Source organism: Nocardiopsis akebiae, from assembly GCF_018316795.1.
GTDB classification, from domain to species: domain Bacteria; phylum Actinomycetota; class Actinomycetes; order Streptosporangiales; family Streptosporangiaceae; genus Nocardiopsis; species Nocardiopsis dassonvillei.
In genome coordinates, this window is record NZ_CP074132.1 from 6,505,494 (window position 1) to 6,523,203 (window position 17,710).

General features: G+C 71.3%; 15 protein-coding genes. 11 read left to right on the plus strand and 4 right to left on the minus strand.

The features are described 5' to 3' along the window. Nucleotides 1–31 precede the first annotated feature (31 nt). The 8 genes from KGD83_RS27900 (at nt 32) to KGD83_RS27935 (ending at nt 10,273) form a co-directional block, all read left to right on the plus strand. The gene (locus tag KGD83_RS27900) at nt 32–322 is read left to right on the plus strand and encodes a WXG100 family type VII secretion target (protein ID WP_212641868.1); all 291 of its coding nucleotides are present in this window, start codon (nt 32–34) and stop codon (nt 320–322) included. 14 nt (nt 323–336) lie between these two features. Continuing rightward, the gene (locus KGD83_RS27905) at nt 337–681 is read left to right on the plus strand and encodes a hypothetical protein (RefSeq protein WP_212641869.1); all 345 of its coding nucleotides are present in this window, start codon (nt 337–339) and stop codon (nt 679–681) included. A 74-nt stretch (nt 682–755) separates the two neighbouring features. Next, on the plus strand, nt 756–3,113 hold the full coding sequence (locus tag KGD83_RS27910) for a serine/threonine protein kinase (protein ID WP_212641870.1): 2,358 nt from the start codon (nt 756–758) through the stop codon (nt 3,111–3,113). A 183-nt stretch (nt 3,114–3,296) separates the two neighbouring features. Next, entirely contained in the window at nt 3,297–4,226 is a 930-nt protein-coding gene (locus tag KGD83_RS27915; protein WP_212641871.1) for an AEC family transporter, read from the plus strand. 230 nt (nt 4,227–4,456) lie between these two features. Then, complete coding sequence (locus KGD83_RS27920) at nt 4,457–6,367, plus strand: serine hydrolase domain-containing protein (RefSeq protein WP_249352051.1); 1,911 nt, start codon at nt 4,457–4,459, stop codon at nt 6,365–6,367. A 285-nt stretch (nt 6,368–6,652) separates the two neighbouring features. Continuing rightward, complete coding sequence (locus KGD83_RS27925; RefSeq protein ID WP_212641872.1) at nt 6,653–6,985, plus strand: hypothetical protein; 333 nt, start codon at nt 6,653–6,655, stop codon at nt 6,983–6,985. Between the two features lie 62 nt (nt 6,986–7,047). Continuing rightward, complete coding sequence (locus KGD83_RS27930; protein ID WP_212641873.1) at nt 7,048–9,708, plus strand: TPR repeat region-containing protein; 2,661 nt, start codon at nt 7,048–7,050, stop codon at nt 9,706–9,708. Nucleotides 9,709–9,913: 205 nt separating this feature from the next. Beyond that, the gene (locus KGD83_RS27935) at nt 9,914–10,273 is read left to right on the plus strand and encodes a hypothetical protein (protein ID WP_071621019.1); all 360 of its coding nucleotides are present in this window, start codon (nt 9,914–9,916) and stop codon (nt 10,271–10,273) included. A gap of 93 nt (nt 10,274–10,366) precedes the next feature. On the opposite strand, the gene KGD83_RS27940 is transcribed toward KGD83_RS27935, so the two are convergent. Genes KGD83_RS27940 through pdhA form a run of 3 tightly spaced genes read right to left on the minus strand, consistent with a single transcriptional unit; the run spans nt 10,367 to nt 13,897 of the window. Further along, a complete protein-coding gene (locus KGD83_RS27940) occupies nt 10,367–11,776 on the minus strand; it encodes a dihydrolipoamide acetyltransferase family protein (protein ID WP_212641874.1) in 1,410 nt (469 codons plus the stop codon). Between the two features lie 21 nt (nt 11,777–11,797). Beyond that, nucleotides 11,798–12,778, minus strand: a complete 981-nt coding sequence (locus KGD83_RS27945; protein ID WP_071621015.1) for an alpha-ketoacid dehydrogenase subunit beta — start codon at nt 12,776–12,778, stop codon at nt 11,798–11,800. Nucleotides 12,779–12,781: 3 nt separating this feature from the next. Further along, nucleotides 12,782–13,897 carry a pyruvate dehydrogenase (acetyl-transferring) E1 component subunit alpha gene (gene pdhA, locus KGD83_RS27950; protein WP_212641875.1) on the minus strand — a complete coding sequence of 372 codons (1,116 nt, stop codon included), beginning with the start codon at nt 13,895–13,897 and terminating at the stop codon, nt 12,782–12,784. A 460-nt stretch (nt 13,898–14,357) separates the two neighbouring features. On the opposite strand from pdhA, the gene KGD83_RS27955 reads away from it, so the two are divergent. Then, nucleotides 14,358–15,410: a CPBP family intramembrane glutamic endopeptidase gene (locus tag KGD83_RS27955; protein WP_249352052.1), complete on the plus strand. Its 1,053-nt coding sequence runs from the start codon at nt 14,358–14,360 to the stop codon at nt 15,408–15,410. 115 nt (nt 15,411–15,525) lie between these two features. Here KGD83_RS27955 and KGD83_RS27960 read toward each other — a convergent pair whose 3' ends face one another. Then, nucleotides 15,526–16,161: a sigma-70 family RNA polymerase sigma factor gene (locus KGD83_RS27960; protein ID WP_248773069.1), complete on the minus strand. Its 636-nt coding sequence runs from the start codon at nt 16,159–16,161 to the stop codon at nt 15,526–15,528. A gap of 281 nt (nt 16,162–16,442) precedes the next feature. Between KGD83_RS27960 and purS the strand changes: the two genes are divergently transcribed. Both purS and KGD83_RS27970 read left to right on the plus strand, forming a co-directional pair. Next, entirely contained in the window at nt 16,443–16,688 is a 246-nt protein-coding gene (gene purS, locus KGD83_RS27965; protein WP_013156400.1) for a phosphoribosylformylglycinamidine synthase subunit PurS, read from the plus strand. Nucleotides 16,689–16,930: 242 nt separating this feature from the next. After that, nucleotides 16,931–17,410 (plus strand): ATP-binding protein, encoded by a 480-nt coding sequence (locus KGD83_RS27970; protein WP_212641876.1) that lies wholly within the window; start codon nt 16,931–16,933, stop codon nt 17,408–17,410. The last annotated feature ends 300 nt before the right edge of the window (nt 17,411–17,710 follow it).

The window sequence follows — 17,710 nt, forward strand, 5'->3', positions numbered from 1 at the left end:
CTCCCCCACGCTCTCCCCAGAAAGGTTTCCCATGAGTCAGTTCGACGTGTACGGCGACGTCGCGGGCCTCCAGGGCCTGGCCGAGGACCAGCAGGCCCACCTCGGCCGCTTCTCCGCCATCATGAGCCAGATCAACGAGCAGTCCGAGAGCACCGTCAGCCAGTGGGAGGGCTCGGGCAGCGCCCAGTTCCAGGCCAAGGCCACGGAGTTCGACACCCAGTTCTCCGAGGTCAACGCCGCCTTCGCCAAGGTGATCGCCGCGACCGGCAACACCGCGGACAACTACGGCAGGCTGACCCGCTACCTCGACGGACTGTTCTAGTAGGCTGAGCGGCGATGTCGTCCCCATCCCCCTCGTCCGCCCCGGCGGACCCGGATCCGCAGCTCCCCGAGGCGTTCCACTACACGCCCAACGAGGAGAAGTACGTCCTCCAGGCGGACGCCCTGCGGCACCGGCAGCTGCGGTCGGCCCTCATGTACGGTTCGAGCCGGTACTGGCGGCGGCGGCAGCAGGTGTGGCCCGCGGTGATCGGCGGGCTCATCCTCGTCGCGCTGATCTGCGGTGTCATCGCCCTCATCGGGGCCTTCGGCAAGCAGCAGGAGGTCAACGAGGAGCGCGGTTGGGGCACCCGCCAGCAGATGTTCCAGAGCCCGGCCACCGAGGCGCCCTCGTCTCCGTAGCACCCGGTGCCGTCCTCCCCGTCGTCTGACGGGGATCCTCCACACCACGAACACCACCAGGGGGTCGCTCTCCCATGTCCGGCTCCGAGCACGCCGCCTGGGCGCCCGGTTACGGCAACCCGGCCCTGCTCCGCCAGGGGCGCCGCGCCCGGATCGTGCGGGCCACGCGCTCCACGAGCGGTGCCGACGTCGTGCTCAAGGTCCTGCCCGAGCACCTGGGGCGCGCCGAGCTGAACCAGTTGCGCGAGCTCAGCGGGGTTCCCGGTGTGGTCCCCCTGCTCGACGCGGGGACCACCGCCGACGGTGACCTGTTCGTGGTGCTGCCGTTCTACGCGGACGGCTCCTTCGGCGACATGCTCGCCCGTAGGGGACCCGCTCCGATCCAGGAGGCGGCGGCCGTCTCGCGGAGCGTGGCGGCTGCGCTGGGGTCGATGCACGGACGCGGGCTGCTGCACGGGGACGTGTGCCCCGGCAACGTCCTGCGTGCGGGCCGGACGCCGGTGCTGACCGGTTTCGGTTCCGTCCACCGGTCCGGGGAGGCCCTGCCCCCGCCCGACCCGGCGACGGAGTCGTTCCTGCACGCGGCGCCCGAGGCGCTGCGGGGCGAGGCGCGCACGCCCGCCTCCGACGTCTACCAGCTGGCCTCCACGGTCTGGACGATGCTGGTGGGGCACACGCCGTTCTCGTCGACGGACGGAACGCCGTTCGACCCCCGCGACTACGCCGAGCGCGTCCTGACGCAGGACCCCAAGCCGGTTCCACGCTCCGACATCTCCCGCAAGCTGCGGGGTGTGCTCACCCGGGCGCTGGCCAAGCTGCCCGAGGAGCGCTTCGCGACCCCGGCGGCGTTCGCCTCGGCCTTCGAGCAGGCGCGCACGTCCCGGCCCGCCGCGACGCTGGGCGCGACCGGCGGCCAGGAGCCCCTGAGCGGTGCGCAGGCACCGGTGTCGGGGCCGCAGATCCCGATGAGCGGACCGCAGGCTCCCGTGTCGGGGCCGCAGATCCCCGTGTCCGGTGCCCAGGCGTCCATGGAGGGCTTCCAGCCCCCGGCCGCGGACACGCGGACTCCGCGCTCAGGGCCCCAGTACCCGATGGCGCCGCAGGCACCCCTGCCCGGCCCCCAGAGCCCGGCGTACGCGCCGGACCCGGCGGCGTCCGGTCCGCAGCATCCGGCTCCGGGCCACGAGGCCCCCGTGCGGGAGCAGCGCCCCCACGCACCCGATCCGCAGACGTCCGTGTCGGGGCCGCATACGCCCATGTCGGGTCCCCAGACCCCGATGAACGGGCCCCAGCTTCCGCCTCCGCCGTACGCCGCCGGCCCCCAGCAGGACGCCTACACACCCTGGGCGGGTCCGCAGACTCCTCCCCCGGCACCTCCCGAACCGCAGACACCGCCCGTCGCGGACGTCCCGCCCTCCCCGGCCCTCCCGCCGTCGGGTCCGCAGGACCCGCCCGCCACGGCGCGGTTGCGTCCCTCGGGCCCCCAGGCCTCGCACGCGCCCGCCGCCCAGCAGGTCCCGCCGCACGCGCCGCCGCTCCCCGGGGAGGCGGCCCAGCACCCGGAGACCGGACCGCAACAGCCTCAACAGCCGCGTTCACGGGAACTCAGGCCCCGCCCCACCGGGCTGGAGGGGAGCAGGCTCCCGGCCGTCGACGCGGGCGGCACCGCCGAGATCATGATGGCCAAGCTGCGCGGCGAGGAGATCTCCGCGCTGCGCGCCTGGTCGCGCCTGGAGGGCTGGACGGGCACCGCCGAATCCTCCGCCCTGCCCGTGGACGAGTCCGAGCGCGTCGAGGACGACACCCCCTCCTGGGGTCCCGTGTCCGAGACCGAACAGCACCAGCCGCGGTGGCGCCGCCACCTCCACATCGCCGTGACCGTGTGCGGCATCCTCATGGTCACCAGCGTCTCCGGGGTGTTCGCCGCGCTGGAGTCACCGGCCCCGGTGGTGGCGGCCGCCGAGCAGGAGGCCGAACCGGAACCGGCGGCCGACGAGGAGACCGCCGAACCGGTCGTCGATCCCTCGGCGCCGTCCGAGGTCTCCGCGCCGACCGGCGTCCTCCTGGCGGACAGCCTCAACGCCGTCGAACTCAGCTGGACCGACAACAGCGGCGGCACCGCCTCCTTCTTCGTGCTGGGCGGTCCCTTCGGCCACGAGGCGGCCACACTGGTCCGGACCGGCCCCGGCGTGGTGTCCGCCCAGGTCTCCACCGGCTACACGGGCATGGAGTACTGCTTCACGGTGATCGCCGTGGACGGCTCCGCGTCCGCCGCCGAGGAGGTCTGCACGACCCGCGCCGCCGACCGCGCCGAGGCCGAGCGCCTGGCCGAGGAGGAGGCCGCGGAGGAGGCCGCCCGGGAGGCGGAGGAGGAAGAGGCCGCCGAGGAGGAGCCCTCGCCGTCCCCCGACCCGGAGGAACCCGCGGAGTGAGGCGCCGCGCCGGAACCCGGGCCGCCCCGGGAGCGGCCGCGTCCCGGGCCCCCGCCGCGCACCCCGCGCGGCGCCTCCGCCCGCCGGAACCGCCCGCACCGGTGTGATCTGCGACGTATCGCCCGAACCCGACCTCGGATAGCGTCTTCGGGTTGTGTCGCGCGTGTGCGGTGGGAGCGCCTCTTGTCCGGGGTCTTGATCGGTTTCGGTGTCATCACCAGCGTCGTCGTCATCGGCTACATGCTCGGGCGCCTCCCCCTCCTCGGTCCTGGGGCCAGGGAGGTGCTCAGCAAGCTCGCCTTCTACGTGGCCAGCCCCGCGCTGCTGTTCACGATCCTGGCCGACGTCGACCTCTCCGTCCTGGTGTCCGGGCCCGTCGTGGTCAGCGTCATCAGCGTGGCCGTCGTGGCGTTCGCCTTCGTCGTGTTCGGGCTCGTCCGGCGCCAGGGCGTCGGCCCGACCACGGTCGGCGCGCTCGCGTCCTCGTACGTCAACGCGGGCAACCTGGGCATCCCCATCTCCGTCTACGTGCTCGGCGACGCGTCCCTGGTCGCGCCCATCCTGCTCACACAGCTCCTGGTCCTGGCCCCGGTCGGCCTCACCCTCCTGGACCTGGCCGACGGCGACGTGCGCGGGGCGGGCCCCGTCTTCCGGCGGGCGCTGGGCACGCCGGTCCGCAACCCCGTGGTGATCGCCTCCCTGGCGGGCGTGGCCGTCTCCGCCTCGGGCTGGGTGCCGCCCGAACCGCTGATGGAGCCCTTCCACCTGATCGGCGGCATGGCCGTCCCCGCCATGCTGCTGGCCTTCGGGATCTCCCTGCACGGCAGCCCGTTCCCCGGCCGGGGTCCGGAACGGGTGCCGATGCTGTTCGCCGTGGCGCTCAAGTCCGCGGTCCAGCCGCTGGTGGCGTGGGCCCTGGGCGCCCTGGTCTTCGACCTGGACGCCTCCAGCCTGTTCTCCGTGGTCGTGCTGGCGGCCCTGCCCACGGCTCAGAACGTCTTCAACTACGCCACCCAGTACCGCACCGGCGAGGTGATGGTCCGCGAGGTGGTGCTCGTGACCACCTTCCTCACCATTCCCGCCCTGCTCACCGTCACCTTCCTGCTGGGGTGAGCCGGGGCGTAGTCCGCGCCGTGCTCCCGGAACCGCCGGGCGGCGCGGCGAACACCGCGACCAACTGGTAGGTCTTCCCCGGCCGCACCCGCCCGCTCCCCCTCCGCTCCGTGCGCGGGACCCCCGGTGGTGCAGCTGGCTGTAGTACCGGAACGCCCGTCCGCACCAGTGCTCCGAACAGCGCCGAATCCTAGGTTCGAGGGGTAGCGAAAACACCCCGGGAGCCCCTGATGCCACGAGTTCCACGCGTCCTGCCGATGCTGGCCGCACCCCTGATGATCGCCGCCGTCCTGGCGCCCGGGGCGGCCTCGGCCGCCGCCGCGCCCGGCGCCCCCACCGCCCCGTCGACCGCCCCGGCCGAGGCCGTGCCGCTCAACCCCGAGACCGCGCGGGAGTTCGTGGACACCCGCGTCGCCGAGCTGCTGGAGGAGCACGGGGCGCCCGGCGTGGCCGTGACCGTCGTGGCCGGGGGCGAGCAGGTCGCCTCCGCCTCCCACGGGTACGCCGACCTCGCCACCCAGACCCCCATGGACCACACGGTCCACACGCTTCCCACCGGCTCGGTGTCCAAGTCCTTCACCGCGGCCGCCGCCCTCCTCCTGGCCGAGGAGGGGGAGATCGACCTGAACGAGGACGTCAACGCCTACCTGCCCGAGGCCGCCCGGCTGCCCATGGACGGCGTCACGATGCACCACCTGCTCACCCACACCGCCGGGTTCGCGGACGTGCTCGACTTCCCCTCGGCCGGGGACACCGAACGGCACATGAGCCTCCAGGAGGTGTACAGCACCCTCAAGCCCGAGGAGCTCTACGAGCCCGGCCGGTTCACCGCCTACTCCAACCACGGGAACGGTCTGGCCGGATACGTCGTCCAGGAGGTGAGCGGCCAGCCGTTCGAGGAGTACGTCGCCCAGAACCTGTTCGAGCCGCTGGGCATGGACAGGAGCGCGTTCCTCCAGATCTACGACGCCCGCGAGGTCTACGAGGTCCCGACGTTCCACCTGCCCGACGGCAGCACGGCCGGGGACCTGCACGTCTCCCAGGCTCCCGCGGGCGCCTCCCTCGCCTCCACCGACGACATGGCCCGGTTCATGCTGGCCCTGCTGGGCGACGGCGAGATCGACGGCGAGCGCGTGCTGCCCGCCGGGGTGGCCGAGCAGATGCTGGCGAGCCAGCACGAGTCCCACCCCGAGGCCCCCGCCGTGGGCTACGGCACCTACCAGTGGCGGGGCGGGGACTCCCCGGTCATCGGCCACGCCGGCGACCTGGACGGCATGCACACCGCCTACACCCTGGTCCCGGGGATCGACGCCGGGATGTTCGTCGCGGTCAACGGCGACGACTCCGTCCAGGGGAACCCCCTGGAGGACCTGCGGATGACGGTGGCCCAGGAGTTCTGGGACACGTTCGACCCGCAGGCCGCGCCGACCGGTGAGGCCGACACCGGCGCCGACCTCGGCGCCTACACGGGCACCTACGTCAGCAGCCGCCGCTCCGCCAGCGGGCCAGGCCAGATCGTCTCCCTCTTCGACAACATGACCGTGCGCGACGCCGGGGACGGCACCCTCTCCGTCAGCGGTTCGATGGCGGCGGACGACCGCTGGCTGCCCATCGGCGGCGGGCGGATGTCCGCGGAGAACGGCGCGGACCGGCTGACCTTCCTGGAGGAGGACGGCGAGGTCGTCGCCCTGGCCACGGACTCCAACGCCACCCAGGTCTACGAGCGGACCACCCCGCTGACCAACCCGATCACGCACGGCGTGGTCGCCGCCGCCGGACTGCTCGTCCTGTTCACCGCGTTCGTGCAGTTCCGCCGCGCACCGGACCGGTTCACCGTCCTGGCCCGCACGCTGGCCGCGCTGACCGCGCTGAGCTGCTTCGTCGCCGTCGGGCTCGTCGCGTACGGGCTGTTCGACAGCCACACGCTGCAGCAGTGGATCTTCAGCGAGTCCCTCGCGCTCACGCTGCCGCTCGCCGTCGCCGTCCCGCTCACCCTGGCCACCGCGGCCGTGGCCGTGACCGCCTGGGTCAGGGGGTGGCTGCGCCCGGCCGGGCGGATCCACCTCTCCCTGGTCGTCCTGGCCGCGACGGCCGTCATCCTGACGGGGGCCCGGTACGGCTTCGTGTGGCTGGTGTCCTGAGCGGGCCCGGGTCCGGAGCCCCGTCCTGGTTCCGGACCCGCCTCCGGCCCCGGCTTCAGCTGAACAGGAGCTAACGAACCGAGGCGAAAGGTACACACGCGGCGCCTCTCCGGGTAGCATCCCCACAGTTCAGGGGAACGGCGGAACTCCTGCCCCCGGCCGCGCGTCCCACCCGTTGTCCGGACCCGCTCCAGTGGCCTCCACGGCCGCGGGCGGGCCTTCCGTGCGTGGAGGGCGTCGTGCCCCTCCCCGCGGGTTCCGCGTTCGAGGAGAGGAGACCCCCACATGACCACCGAAGCGGGCGGCAACCCGATCGAGGGGATGCGGGGCGGTGAGTACGCCGAGACGCTCGCGGCCGCCATGGCCGGACTCGCCGACGCGTTCGACCTCCTCATGGAGGACGCGGAGAGCGCCTCGGGCCACGACGACGTCAGGGCCGGGTTCAGCGCGTTCAAGGAGAACACCGCCCAGGCCCTCATCGACGTCCAGGCGCTCGGGCTGACGCTGGCCGACAACGTCCAGGCGGGCGCGGCGGAGATCGCGCGGAACGACCTGGACAGCTCGGAGGACTTCGGCCACCCCTGGGAGTCCCACCGCGACATCAACTTCCAGGGCTGACGGCTCCCCCGCCGACCCGCCCCGCCCCCCTTCGCCCCGCCCGCAGCCCTCCGAGGAAGACCGTGGCAACCTTCTCCGTCATCTTCGTCCCCCGCGACTTCTACTACGACTCCAAGCCCGTCTACGACTGCGCGGCGGACCTGGAGATCCTCAACGCGCGCGTCCTCGGCCGGGCCGACGACCTCAACGGGAGCTTCGACTCCGCCGCGGGCGAGTTCACCGACGTCATCGCCTGGGACGTCCGCAGCCTGTCGGAGGAGGACCTCCAGAACTGGCGGGACGCCGCCGTCTCCGTCACCTACGCCGCCTCGGTCGCCGAGATGTGGGCGGACGCCGTCAAGGCGTTCCACGACGAGCGCGAAGCGCAGATCACCAGCTGGGAAGGCAGCAGGACGGAGAAGGAGAACGCCGTCCCCTCCAAGTACCAGGACGACCACATCACCTCGTCCCACCCCCAGGCCGACGGCTTCCTGTGGACGGACTGGGGCGCGGGGGACGAAGCGCGCTGCCGGGCGCTCTACGACGAACTCGTCACCGTGCAGGAGGGCCTCATCTCCCGCGAGCAGACCAACTGGCAGGGCCTCCAGGACAGCGCCGAGGAGATCCGGACGATGCTCGAACAGGGGCCGACCCCGGAGAACGTCCGCAAGCTCATGGACGCGGGCAACGCCAACTGGGCGTTCCTCAACCTCGACCCCTCCCGGTACTCCTCGCTCATCGACGACAGCGAGCTCACGCCCGAGAACGCCGAGCAGTACGCCGACGAGCTCGCCGCCTACTGGTCTGGTGACAAGCCGCTGGACGACCGCTACCACGAGATGATGCTCGTGCTCACGATGGTGGGGACCGGCGCCCGGCAGAACCAGCAGGACGGCACGCCGCTCAGTCCCGAGGAGATCGCGTTCCTGGAGGAGTTCTACGCCCAGTTGGAGGAGCCCTACCGCAGGGACGGGGCCGGGGCGGGCATCATGGTCTACCCCGAGCTCATGACCGAGTCCGACATGAGCGACGAGGAGCGCGAGGACGCCCTCGGCGTCCTCGGCAACGGGCTGCTCGCGCTCTCGGACCCCGCGCTCGGCGGAGGGTACGACAACCTGCCCGAGAGCTTCCGGTACGCCGTCGAGGGCTCCTGGATCAACCCCGACGCCGAGAACAAGCTCCCCGGCACGCCCGTGGGCATGGGGATGGACATGAAGGCGCTGTCCGCCTTCATGGAGCACACGGACGAGGGCCTCCAGGGCGGCTACGGGCTGTCGACCAACCTGCACCTGACCACCGGCGCGTTCCTCGACGCCTGGGGCGACGACCCCGACCCCGACGGGGTGCTGCCCGACTCCGAGCAGGTCTCCCACATCATCGACGTGGCCAGCCGCAACACCGACGCCAACTACTACATGCTCACCGGCGACCACCTCGATGGGGAGGAGGGCGTCGACCACGGCGACGAGGACCTGCGCACGCGGGCGCTGGAGGGCACGCTCACCCACGAGTGGCACGACGACGGGCGCACCGCGCGCCAGCTCACCGACTGGCTGGCCGAGGACATCCACAGCGAGGACCCCGACGTGCGCCAGCGGGCCGGGGACGGTTTCGCCGGGTTCATGGAGACCATCACCGACAAGGACGTGCACGAGGCCCTCGTCAACACCGGCGTGGACGTGACCGAGGGGGACAACGAGTACTCCGACGCCTCGTTCACCCAGTTCAACGGGGAGCTGGCCGACAGCCTCGCCGACGTCTTCGACGCGCACATCTACAGCTTCGCCAACGGTGAGGTGCTGGGCGGCGGTGACGTGCCGAACTCGGGTGTCGGGGAGTTCGAGGCGGACAGGAGCTTCGTGAACATGGGGCCCGACGAGCGGGCCATGTACATGCAACTCCTCATGGGCAACGACGAGACCGCCGGACGCGTGGTCAACTCAGTGGACGCCTACCAGCAGATCGAGTCGTTCGCCTTCCTGGAGACCGGAAACGAAACGGCGGCCGCACGCGGCGCCGGACAGCTCCAGGGTCTGCTGGAGCGGGCCCTGTGGCTGGAATCGGAGGACCGCACCGCCGATCTCGGTGAACAGGTCGATCGCCAGACACAGATCGCCGAGTTCGTGGTGGGCGAGGCAGCGGGTCTGTCCGAGAAGATCCCGGTCATCGGCGTCGCTGTCTCCAAGGGGCTGGAACTCGGTCAGGACAGCATCGTGAACGCGATCATCGACGGCGAGTACGAGGTCTCACCCCGGTTCCCCGTCTACACCAGCGAAGAAAGCATCCTGCGGAACTTCCGGATGGAAACCCTCGACTACCTGTCGCAGAACACCCCCCAGGCGTTCCAGGACGACACCCAACGCGGCGATTTCAGGGTCCTGGTCGACAGCGGCGTGGTGACCATCGAACGCGACGGACGGGTGCTCGACGCTTCCGACATCACCAACGACTTCGTGTTCGACCAGACCGTCACGGTCAGCGTCGCGGGGGGCACCGACTGGTCCGAGTTGGACAGCGACGACCTCGACGGTGTCGACGACGCCCTCTCCGGGATCATGGACACGACACATATCTACGGCGAGTACATCGACGAACACGGCGAGCCCGTCAGACACGACGGCGCCAGCGAAACGTGGGTGGGCCAATTCGTCGACGTGTACACGGGTGCCTACGGCGAGACGAGGGACTACTTCAACGGTGAAGTCGAAGGTTTCCGTGATCCGAAGGAGGAGGCTGGATCATGACGGACTGGGCCATCGCAACGTTCCCGCGTCCGAACCGTCTCGGGAGGAGACTTTGATCCGCCGTAAGGGCCGTGCGCCCGCCTTCCTCGCGATCACCCTGTCTGCGTGCGCAGCGTTGACAGCATGCTCCACAGCTGAGCCAGAACCTGAAAGGGGAGGGCTGCCACCGGACTACGTCTCGCAGTTCTGGGTCGAACGGCAGGTAATGCTCCACACCCTCGACCGCATGCTCGTCGAGAACGACCCAGAAGAGGTTCTCGAGAACAGCACCGGCAGCCGGGACAGGCTGTTCGAAGCCCGCGTCCTCCAGGAGACCGAGGACGGATACACCGTCGAACTCGACTATGACGAGTGGCGCGCCGAAGAGGCCAGTCCCATCAGCCGGATCGACGCCGCTCTGGCCAACGCCACCGAATTCAACGAGGTCACCTGGTGCGGTGAGGCCGTCAACGGTGAGGATTTCGTCCACGCCTACATGGACGAGTTCTGGGAGACCCTCGACTCCCACGAGGAGTACACGGCCAGCATCGCCGACTACGTCGACTGCGGGGACGGCACCCCGTAACCCTCCCGGTCCCTCCGGGGACGGGCTCCCCTCACGGAGGGGTGCCGGTGCGACGACCTCGCACCGGCCCCCTTCGCGCTCTTCCGAAGGCCCCTACCCCCAGGCCAGGGCGGTCAGCTCCGGGTCCTCCAGCGCCGTGCCGATGTCGCGCAGCACCTTGGAGCCCAGCTCCCCGTCGACCAGGCGGTGGTCGAAGGACAGCGACAGGGTCGTCACCTTGCGGACCTTGAGCTTGCCCTTGTGCACCCAGGGCGTGTCCCGGATCTGCCCGAAGGCGAGGATGGCCGCCTCGCCCGGGTTGAGGATCGGGGTGCCCGCGTCCACGCCGAACACGCCGACGTTGGTGATGGTGATGGTGCCGCCGGACATGTCCGCCGGGCTGGTCTTGCCCGCCCGGGCGGTGTCGGTCAGCCGCTTCAGCCCCGCCGCCAGCTCCGGCAGGGTCATGGAGTCGGCGTCCTTGATGTTGGGCACCACCAGGCCGCGCTCGGTGGCCGCCGCGATCCCCAGGTTCACGTAGTTCTTGACCACGATCTCCTGGTTCTCCCCGTCCCAGGAGGCGTTGACCTCCGGGTGCCGCCGGACCGCCATGAGCAGGGCCTTGGCGACCAGCAGCAGCGGGGACACCCGCACGTCGGCGAAGTCGGGCCGCTCGCGCAGGCGCGCGACCGCCTTCATCGTCCTGGTGACGTCCACCTGGAGGAACTCGGTGACGTGCGGAGCGGTGAACGCGCTGTCGACCATCGCCGCGGCCGTGTGCTTGCGCACGCCCTTGACGGGCACGCGCCGCTCGCGCGCGGTGCGGTCCGCGGCCGCCACGGGGGCGGTCTCCGCGGCCTCCGCGGCCTCCGGACCCACCGGAGCCCGACCGACCGCGGCCCGCACGTCCTCGCGGGTGACGACGCCGTCCTCCCCCGTGGGGGTGACCGACGCCAGGTCCACGCCGAGGTCCTTGGCCAGCTTGCGCACCGGCGGCTTGGCGAGCGGGCGGCCCGGCGCCCGCGCCGGGGCGGGGGCAGGGGCAGGGGCGGCCTGCGTCTCCCGCACAGCGGGCGTGTCGGCGGGCGCGGGCCCGCTGACGCGCGGCACGGGCGGCGACGCCGGTGCCGAGGGGACCGGGCGGCGGCGCGGGCGGCGCTGGGTGGAGGCCGCCTTCTCGCCGTAGCCGACCAGCGGCTTCTCCCGCTCCTCGGAGTCCGCCGACGGGGCGGCCTCCGGGGCGGAACCGCCGGAGCCGTCGTCCACGGTGATGATCACCGCGCCGACCTCCACGGTCTGGCCCTCCTCGGCCAGCAGCTCGCGCACCGTCCCCGCGAACGGGCTGGGGAGTTCGACGACCGCCTTGGCGGTCTCGATCTCGCAGATCATCTGGTTGACCGTGATCTCGTCACCCGGCTTGACGTACCAGGTGAGGAGTTCGGCCTCGACCAGGCCCTCCCCGACGTCGGGCAGCTTGAACGACTGCACTCCGCCGACGGCGGGTGCGTTCTTGGAAATCGCCATGTCCTTCGGTTTCCCCGATCCCTAGTACGCGAACGCCCGGTCGACCCCGTCCAGGACCCGGTCCAGGTCCGGCAGGTAGTGCTCCTCCAGCCGGGACTGCGGGTAGGGGGTGTCGAACGCGGCCACGCGGATGACCGGCGACTCCAGGTGGTAGAAGCACTCCTCGGTGACCCGGGCGGCGATCTCCGCGCCGGGGCCGCCGGAGAGGGGGGCCTCGTGGGCGACGACCAGGCGCCCCGTCCTCTTCACCGAGGCGAACAGGGTCGGGTAGTCCACGGGGGACAGCGAACGCAGGTCGACGACCTCGACGGAGTGGTCGGTGTCGGCCTCGGCGGCCTGGAGCGCCGTCTTGACCATGGGCCCGTACGCCAGGAGGGTCACGTCCGTGCCGGGACGGACCACGCGCGCGGCGCCCATCGGGGCGGCCTCGGCGATGGACGCCCCGGTGTCGACCTCGGCCTTCTCGTAGTAGCGCCGCTTGGGCTCCAGGAAGATCACCGGGTCGTCGGAGCGCACCGCCTGCTGGATCATCCAGTAGGCGTCCTCGGGGTTGGCGACCGACACCACGCGCAGCCCGGCGGTGTGGGTGAAGTAGGCCTCCGGGGACTCGCTGTGGTGCTCGACCGCGCCGATGCCGCCGCCGTAGGGGATGCGCATGACCACGGGCATGCTGAGCGTGCCCGCCGAGCGGCGCCGCATCTTGGCCAGCTGGGTGAAGGTCTGGTTCGCGGCCGGGAAGAAGAAGCCGTCGAACTGGATCTCCACCACGGGACGGTAGCCGCGCATGGCCATGCCGATCGCGGTGCCGACGATGCCGGACTCGGCGAGGGGGGTGTCGATGACCCGGTCGGCGCCGAAGTCCTTGTACAGGCCGTCGGTGACCCGGAAGACGCCGCCGAGCCTGCCGACGTCCTCGCCCATGACCAGGACCTTGGGGTCGTGCTCCATCGCGGCGCGCAGACCGGCGTTGATGGCCTTGCCGATGGTGAGGTTGGTTCCCATGGCCTAACGGCCCCCTTCCGCGCCCGCGCCCTCGAAGGAGGCCAGGTAGTCGGCGAATTCGGACCGCTGCTGGTCGATGTGGACGTTGGGCTCGGCGTAGACCTCGTGGAAGATGTCGAGGGGCTCGGGGTCTGGCAGGGACCGGCACTCGGTGCGCACCCGCTCGCCCAGACGGTCAGCCTCGGCGTCCACGGACGCGAAGAACTCCTCGTCGGCGTGGCCGCCCAGCTCCAGGTAGCGGCGGACCCGCAGGATCGGGTCCTTGGCCTTCCACTCGTCGAGCTCGGCCGACGCGCGGTAGCGGGTGGGGTCGTCGTTGGTGGTGTGGGCGCCCATCCGGTAGGTGAACGCCTCCACGAGCGTGGGGCCGTTGCCCTCGCGGGCGTTGGACAGCGCGGCGCGGGTCACGGCCAGGCAGGCCAGGACGTCGTTGCCGTCCACGCGCAGGCCGGGGAAGCCGAACCCGGCGGCGCGCCGGTAGATGGGCACGCGGGCCTGGCGCTCCAGCGGCTCGGAGATCGCCCACTGGTTGTTCTGGCAGAAGAAGACCACCGGGGCGTTGTTCACCGAGGCGAAGTTGAACGCCTCGTTGGTGTCGCCCTGGCTGGTGGCCCCGTCGCCGAAGTAGGAGATGACGGCGGTGCCGTCCTCGCCGACCGCGCCGTCGCGCTGGACGCCCATGGCGTAGCCGGTGGCGTGCAGGGCCTGACTGCCGATGACGATCGTGTACAGGTGGAAGCCGTGCTCGTGGGGGTCCCAGCCCCCGTTGGTGACACCGCGGAACATGCCGAGCAGCTCGCGGGGCTCGATGCCCCGGCACCACGCGACGCCGTGCTCGCGGTAGGAGGGGAACGCCATGTCCTTCGCGCCCAGTGCGCGCGCGGAGCCGATCTGCGCGGCCTCCTGGCCCAGCAGCGAGGCCCACAGGCCCAGCTCGCCCTGGCGCTGGAGGGAGACCGCCTCGCTGTCGAACCTGCGCACCAGGACCAGGTCGCGGTACAGGGCGCGGATCTCCTCGGCGCTGATGTCCAGGGGGTAGTCGGGGTGCCCCGTCAACTCCCCTTCCGGTGTCAGGAGCTGGATCAGCTCCGGTTCCTCGTGCACGGTCGTGTCCGACACGTTGCTCCCTCGGGTTCTCGGGGCCGAATTCGCGTGGGTGAACGCTGATCGGCCGAATCACGGTCCTCGTCCCACCCGGGGTGGTGGGCGGGAGTTGGACAGCCCTCTCCATATCGTGACAGACCTCACCATGGAGAGCGCAAGCCCTCAGCGTCACCTTTTCAGCTGCGGGCCCCATGATCCCCGATCGGCGACCAGGGCGATTACCAGGGCTTCCTAGCACTTACAAGGGTTTCCAACGACTTTTCGGGGACGTGGCCGCGACACGCCGGAGACCGGCCGCCCCGGACGCGGAGGGGCCGCGCGCCCGCCCCCCCGGCACCGGCGGGGAGTCGTCGGTCCGCGGCCCCTCCGGACACGCCCGCATGACATCCGTCATGCGACGATCGCTGCGAAACGCGGAGGAACCGGATGATCGGCGCTACTACTGCGCGCCGTCCGCCGAAACTAGGTTCGGAACATGGACCGCGACGACGAACACCCCTCCGCCCAGCCGACCCGGACGGCTCCCCCGACCACGGGTGCGGGCCCCGAGTACCCCCCGCCCGGGGCCGACCCCACTCCCGGGACGAAGCGGCGGCGCGGCCCCCGCCCGGTCCCGCCGGGCGTGCCCTACCACCGCGTCCTCGCCCACGAGAAGCGGCGCGTCTGGCGCGGCATCGCCGCCCTCGTCCTCTTCGTCGGCGGGATGCTGGTCTTCTCCTTCGCCGTCGGATTCCTCGGCGCGTTCGTCGACCTGGCGCTCGGCCGCTCCAGCGTGATGCTGGGCGGAGACGAGTTCACCCCCGTCGCCCAGGCCTCCGCCCTGCTCGGGCTCGCCCTGCTCCTGCCGTGGAGCATGCTCATCCAACGGTGGCTCTACGGCGTGAGGGGCGCCTCGCTGCACTCGGTCCGGTCGCACTTCCGGGCCGACGTGCTCGGGCGGACCCTCCTGGTGATCCTGCCCGTCTGGACGGTCTACATGGCCGTGTTCTCGGTCTTCACGCCCTATCCCGAGACATCCTGGCTGTTCGCCGACCTCATCGCCATGTTCGCCGTCATCCTGCTGCTGGCGCCGTTGCAGTCGGCCGGTGAGGAGTACGGTTTCCGCGGGCTCGTCTTCCGTGTCGCCGCGAGCTGGGGCCGGAGCGCGCGCACCGGCCTCGTTCTCGGCGTCCTCGTATCGAGCCTGCTGTTCATGCTGGCCCACCTGGCCTTCGACCCGTGGCTCAACCTGTACTACTTCACGATGGGCGTCGCCCTCGCCCTCATCACGTGGCGCACGGGCGGTCTGGAGATCGCCGTGGTCATCCACGCGGTCAACAACACGCTCGCCTTCCTCATCACCGTGATCACGCGCACCGACGTCATGGAGGGGATGGACCGGTCGATGGGCGCCGGGTCGCCCGTCATGCTCGTGCCCTGCGTCCTCCTCATCGCGGTCACGGCCGTGGTGTGGCTGCGCACGCGAAGGACGGGACCGGAGGCGACCCCCGTGGAGTCGGCCCCGACCCCGGCGGAACGGAACGCGTGATCGGTCAGGGGGAGGGCGGGCCCTGTCCACGGGCCCGGTTCGAGTACCGGGCGGGAGCGTCGGACCCGGGGCGCACCCGTTCTCCGGGTTCGGGGGGCGGGCCCTTCGCGGCCGGTTACTCGGCGGCGGCGTGCGCCCTGGAGGCGGGGACCCTCATGCCGCGGTCGCGGGCGTAGTCGGCGAGCATCTCGCGGAGCTGGCGGCGGGCGCGGTGCAGCCGGGACATCACCGTCCCCAGGGGCGTCCCCATCCGCTCGGCCACCTCCTTGTAGGCGTAGCCCTCGATGTCGACGAGGTAGATGACCTCCTGGAACTCCTCGGGCAGACGGGCGAGCGCCTGCTTGATGTCGGAGTCGGGCAGGTGGTCCAGGACCTCGTTCTCGGCCGACCTCATGCCGGACGACGTGTGCGCCTCGGCGGCGGCGAGCTGCCAGTCCTTGATCTCGTCGGTGGTCTCCTGGCGCGGTTCGCGCTGCTTCTTGCGGTAGCTGTTGATGAAGGTGTTGGTCAGGATCCGGTAAAGCCAGGCTCGCAGGTTCGTACCCGCGCGGAACTGGTGGAAATTCGCGAAGGCCTTGGCGAAGGTCTCCTGCACGAGGTCCTCCGCGTCGGCGGGGTTGCGGGTCATCCGCAGGGCCGTGGGGTAGAGCTGGTCGGCGAACGGCGTCACCGCGGTGGCGAAGTCCAGCGTCTGCTCCCCGTCGCGGGTCTCACCGGTCGTGGAGGCCTGGTCCATTTCGATAGTCGTCAAGATTCCCCCTCAGGACGACCGGACGGTCACTTCCACTCTGTAAGACGCCGCCGAAGGCCTCCAATGATGACATCAATCCGCGTGATACGAGTCACGGGACCCCCGAAACAGTCACCGTCACTGTCCAACGTGAGGTAAAGGCCCGGCGCGCCTCCTGGTCAGGATGCCTACCCGTTTGCGCGTGCCGTACGCTTGCGACGTTCCCCTCCCCGCCGGTCCGGGGAGGCGGCCCGCCCGCCGCAGGCACGTGCGGCACACCCCTTTTCCTTGTGGAGGACCCTGTGGCCCGCGTCGTTGTTGACGTCATGCTCAAGCCCGAGATCCTGGACCCCCAGGGCCAGGCCATCGCCGGGGCCTGCTCCCGGCTGGGCTTCGAGGGGATCGAGCAGGTCCGCCAGGGCAAGCGCTTCGAGGTCGAGGTGGAGGGCGCGGTGGACGAGGCCAAGCTCGCCGACGTCCGCCGCCTGGCCGAGACCCTCCTCGCCAACACCGTCATCGAGGAGTACAGCGTGCGCGTGGAGGACTGACCTCCGCGCGTGTGATCCGGAGCACTCCTCACGCCGCGCCCGTCCCGGAATCCGCCGCCGCCGGAAACCCGCGGAGAAATCCGCGGGAATCCGTCCGCACGGTGTCCGACGTGCCCGAAGCGCCGGAGAGAACGGCCGCGTCCCCGGCGGGGACGCGGCCGTTCGTTTTACTCCGTCCGCCCCCGGGGAAGGTTCCTAACGTGCCGGGATGAACACGACAACGGAGCACGAGAGGTGTACGTATGGACGCCGATTTCTCGATCTCCCTCCCCAGACAGGCGTACACGGTCGCCGTCGCACGTGACGTCCTGGGCACCCTCCTCGTTCGCGCGGGAGTGTGCCGGGACTGCGTAGACGACATCCTCCTGGCCGTCTCCGAGGCCTGTGCCAACGCGATCGACCACGGCGGACCGGCCCGTGACTACAGGGTCGAGGCGGAGATGGGCGGGCGATGGTGTGAACTGCGGATATCCCATACCGGGAGAGCGCCCGATCCCGTGGCGCTCTCGGAGCGGTTCACCACCGACCACACGCCCCTCCCCGGTCTGGAAGCGGAATCGGGCAGGGGCATTCTGTTGATGCGCTACCTCATGGACGAGGTCGCCTTCGAGGGGGAACCAAGGACGACGGTCCTGCTGCGCAAGCGGCTCACGGCTTGCGACGGACCGCCGGAGGGCAGCGCCGCCGAGCAGGTGCCGGCCCAGCGCTACGCCCTGATGTGAGCAGGCCGAGCCGCGTGTCCCCAGGCCCCGGGACGCGGCGGCCCGCGGCCAGGGCCGAGACCGCGCCGACGGCGCGCGTGTCCGCCGCCCCGCCGCGAGTGCGGGCCACCCCGTGACGCATCACACAGGGCCCCGCCCACAGCGCCGGTTCCGCCTGTGGAATGCCACACCGGAACGCGGCGGGTGACCACGGGAGTTCGGAGCATCCTCCAAGGGAAGGGCCCCCGAAGGGCTCCACCGTCGTACCCGACCACAGGTGAGCGGGTACGCTGCGGAGTGCGGACGCACCGTCCCCAGGGA

What these genes read in the sequence shown, in the direction of transcription:
- KGD83_RS27900 (WP_212641868.1), top strand. Translation starts at nt 32, where the DNA reads ATGAGTCAGTTCGACGTGTACGGCGACGTCGCGGGCCTCCAGGGCCTG.
- KGD83_RS27905 (WP_212641869.1), top strand. Translation starts at nt 337, where the DNA reads ATGTCGTCCCCATCCCCCTCGTCCGCCCCGGCGGACCCGGATCCGCAG.
- KGD83_RS27910 (WP_212641870.1), top strand. Translation starts at nt 756, where the DNA reads ATGTCCGGCTCCGAGCACGCCGCCTGGGCGCCCGGTTACGGCAACCCG.
- KGD83_RS27920 (WP_249352051.1), top strand. Translation starts at nt 4,457, where the DNA reads ATGCCACGAGTTCCACGCGTCCTGCCGATGCTGGCCGCACCCCTGATG.
- KGD83_RS27925 (WP_212641872.1), top strand. Translation starts at nt 6,653, where the DNA reads ATGACCACCGAAGCGGGCGGCAACCCGATCGAGGGGATGCGGGGCGGT.
- KGD83_RS27935 (WP_071621019.1), top strand. Translation starts at nt 9,914, where the DNA reads ATGCTCCACACCCTCGACCGCATGCTCGTCGAGAACGACCCAGAAGAG.
- KGD83_RS27940 (WP_212641874.1), bottom strand. Translation starts at nt 11,776, where the DNA reads ATGGCGATTTCCAAGAACGCACCCGCCGTCGGCGGAGTGCAGTCGTTC.
- KGD83_RS27945 (WP_071621015.1), bottom strand. Translation starts at nt 12,778, where the DNA reads ATGGGAACCAACCTCACCATCGGCAAGGCCATCAACGCCGGTCTGCGC.
- KGD83_RS27955 (WP_249352052.1), top strand. Translation starts at nt 14,358, where the DNA reads ATGGACCGCGACGACGAACACCCCTCCGCCCAGCCGACCCGGACGGCT.
- KGD83_RS27970 (WP_212641876.1), top strand. Translation starts at nt 16,931, where the DNA reads ATGGACGCCGATTTCTCGATCTCCCTCCCCAGACAGGCGTACACGGTC.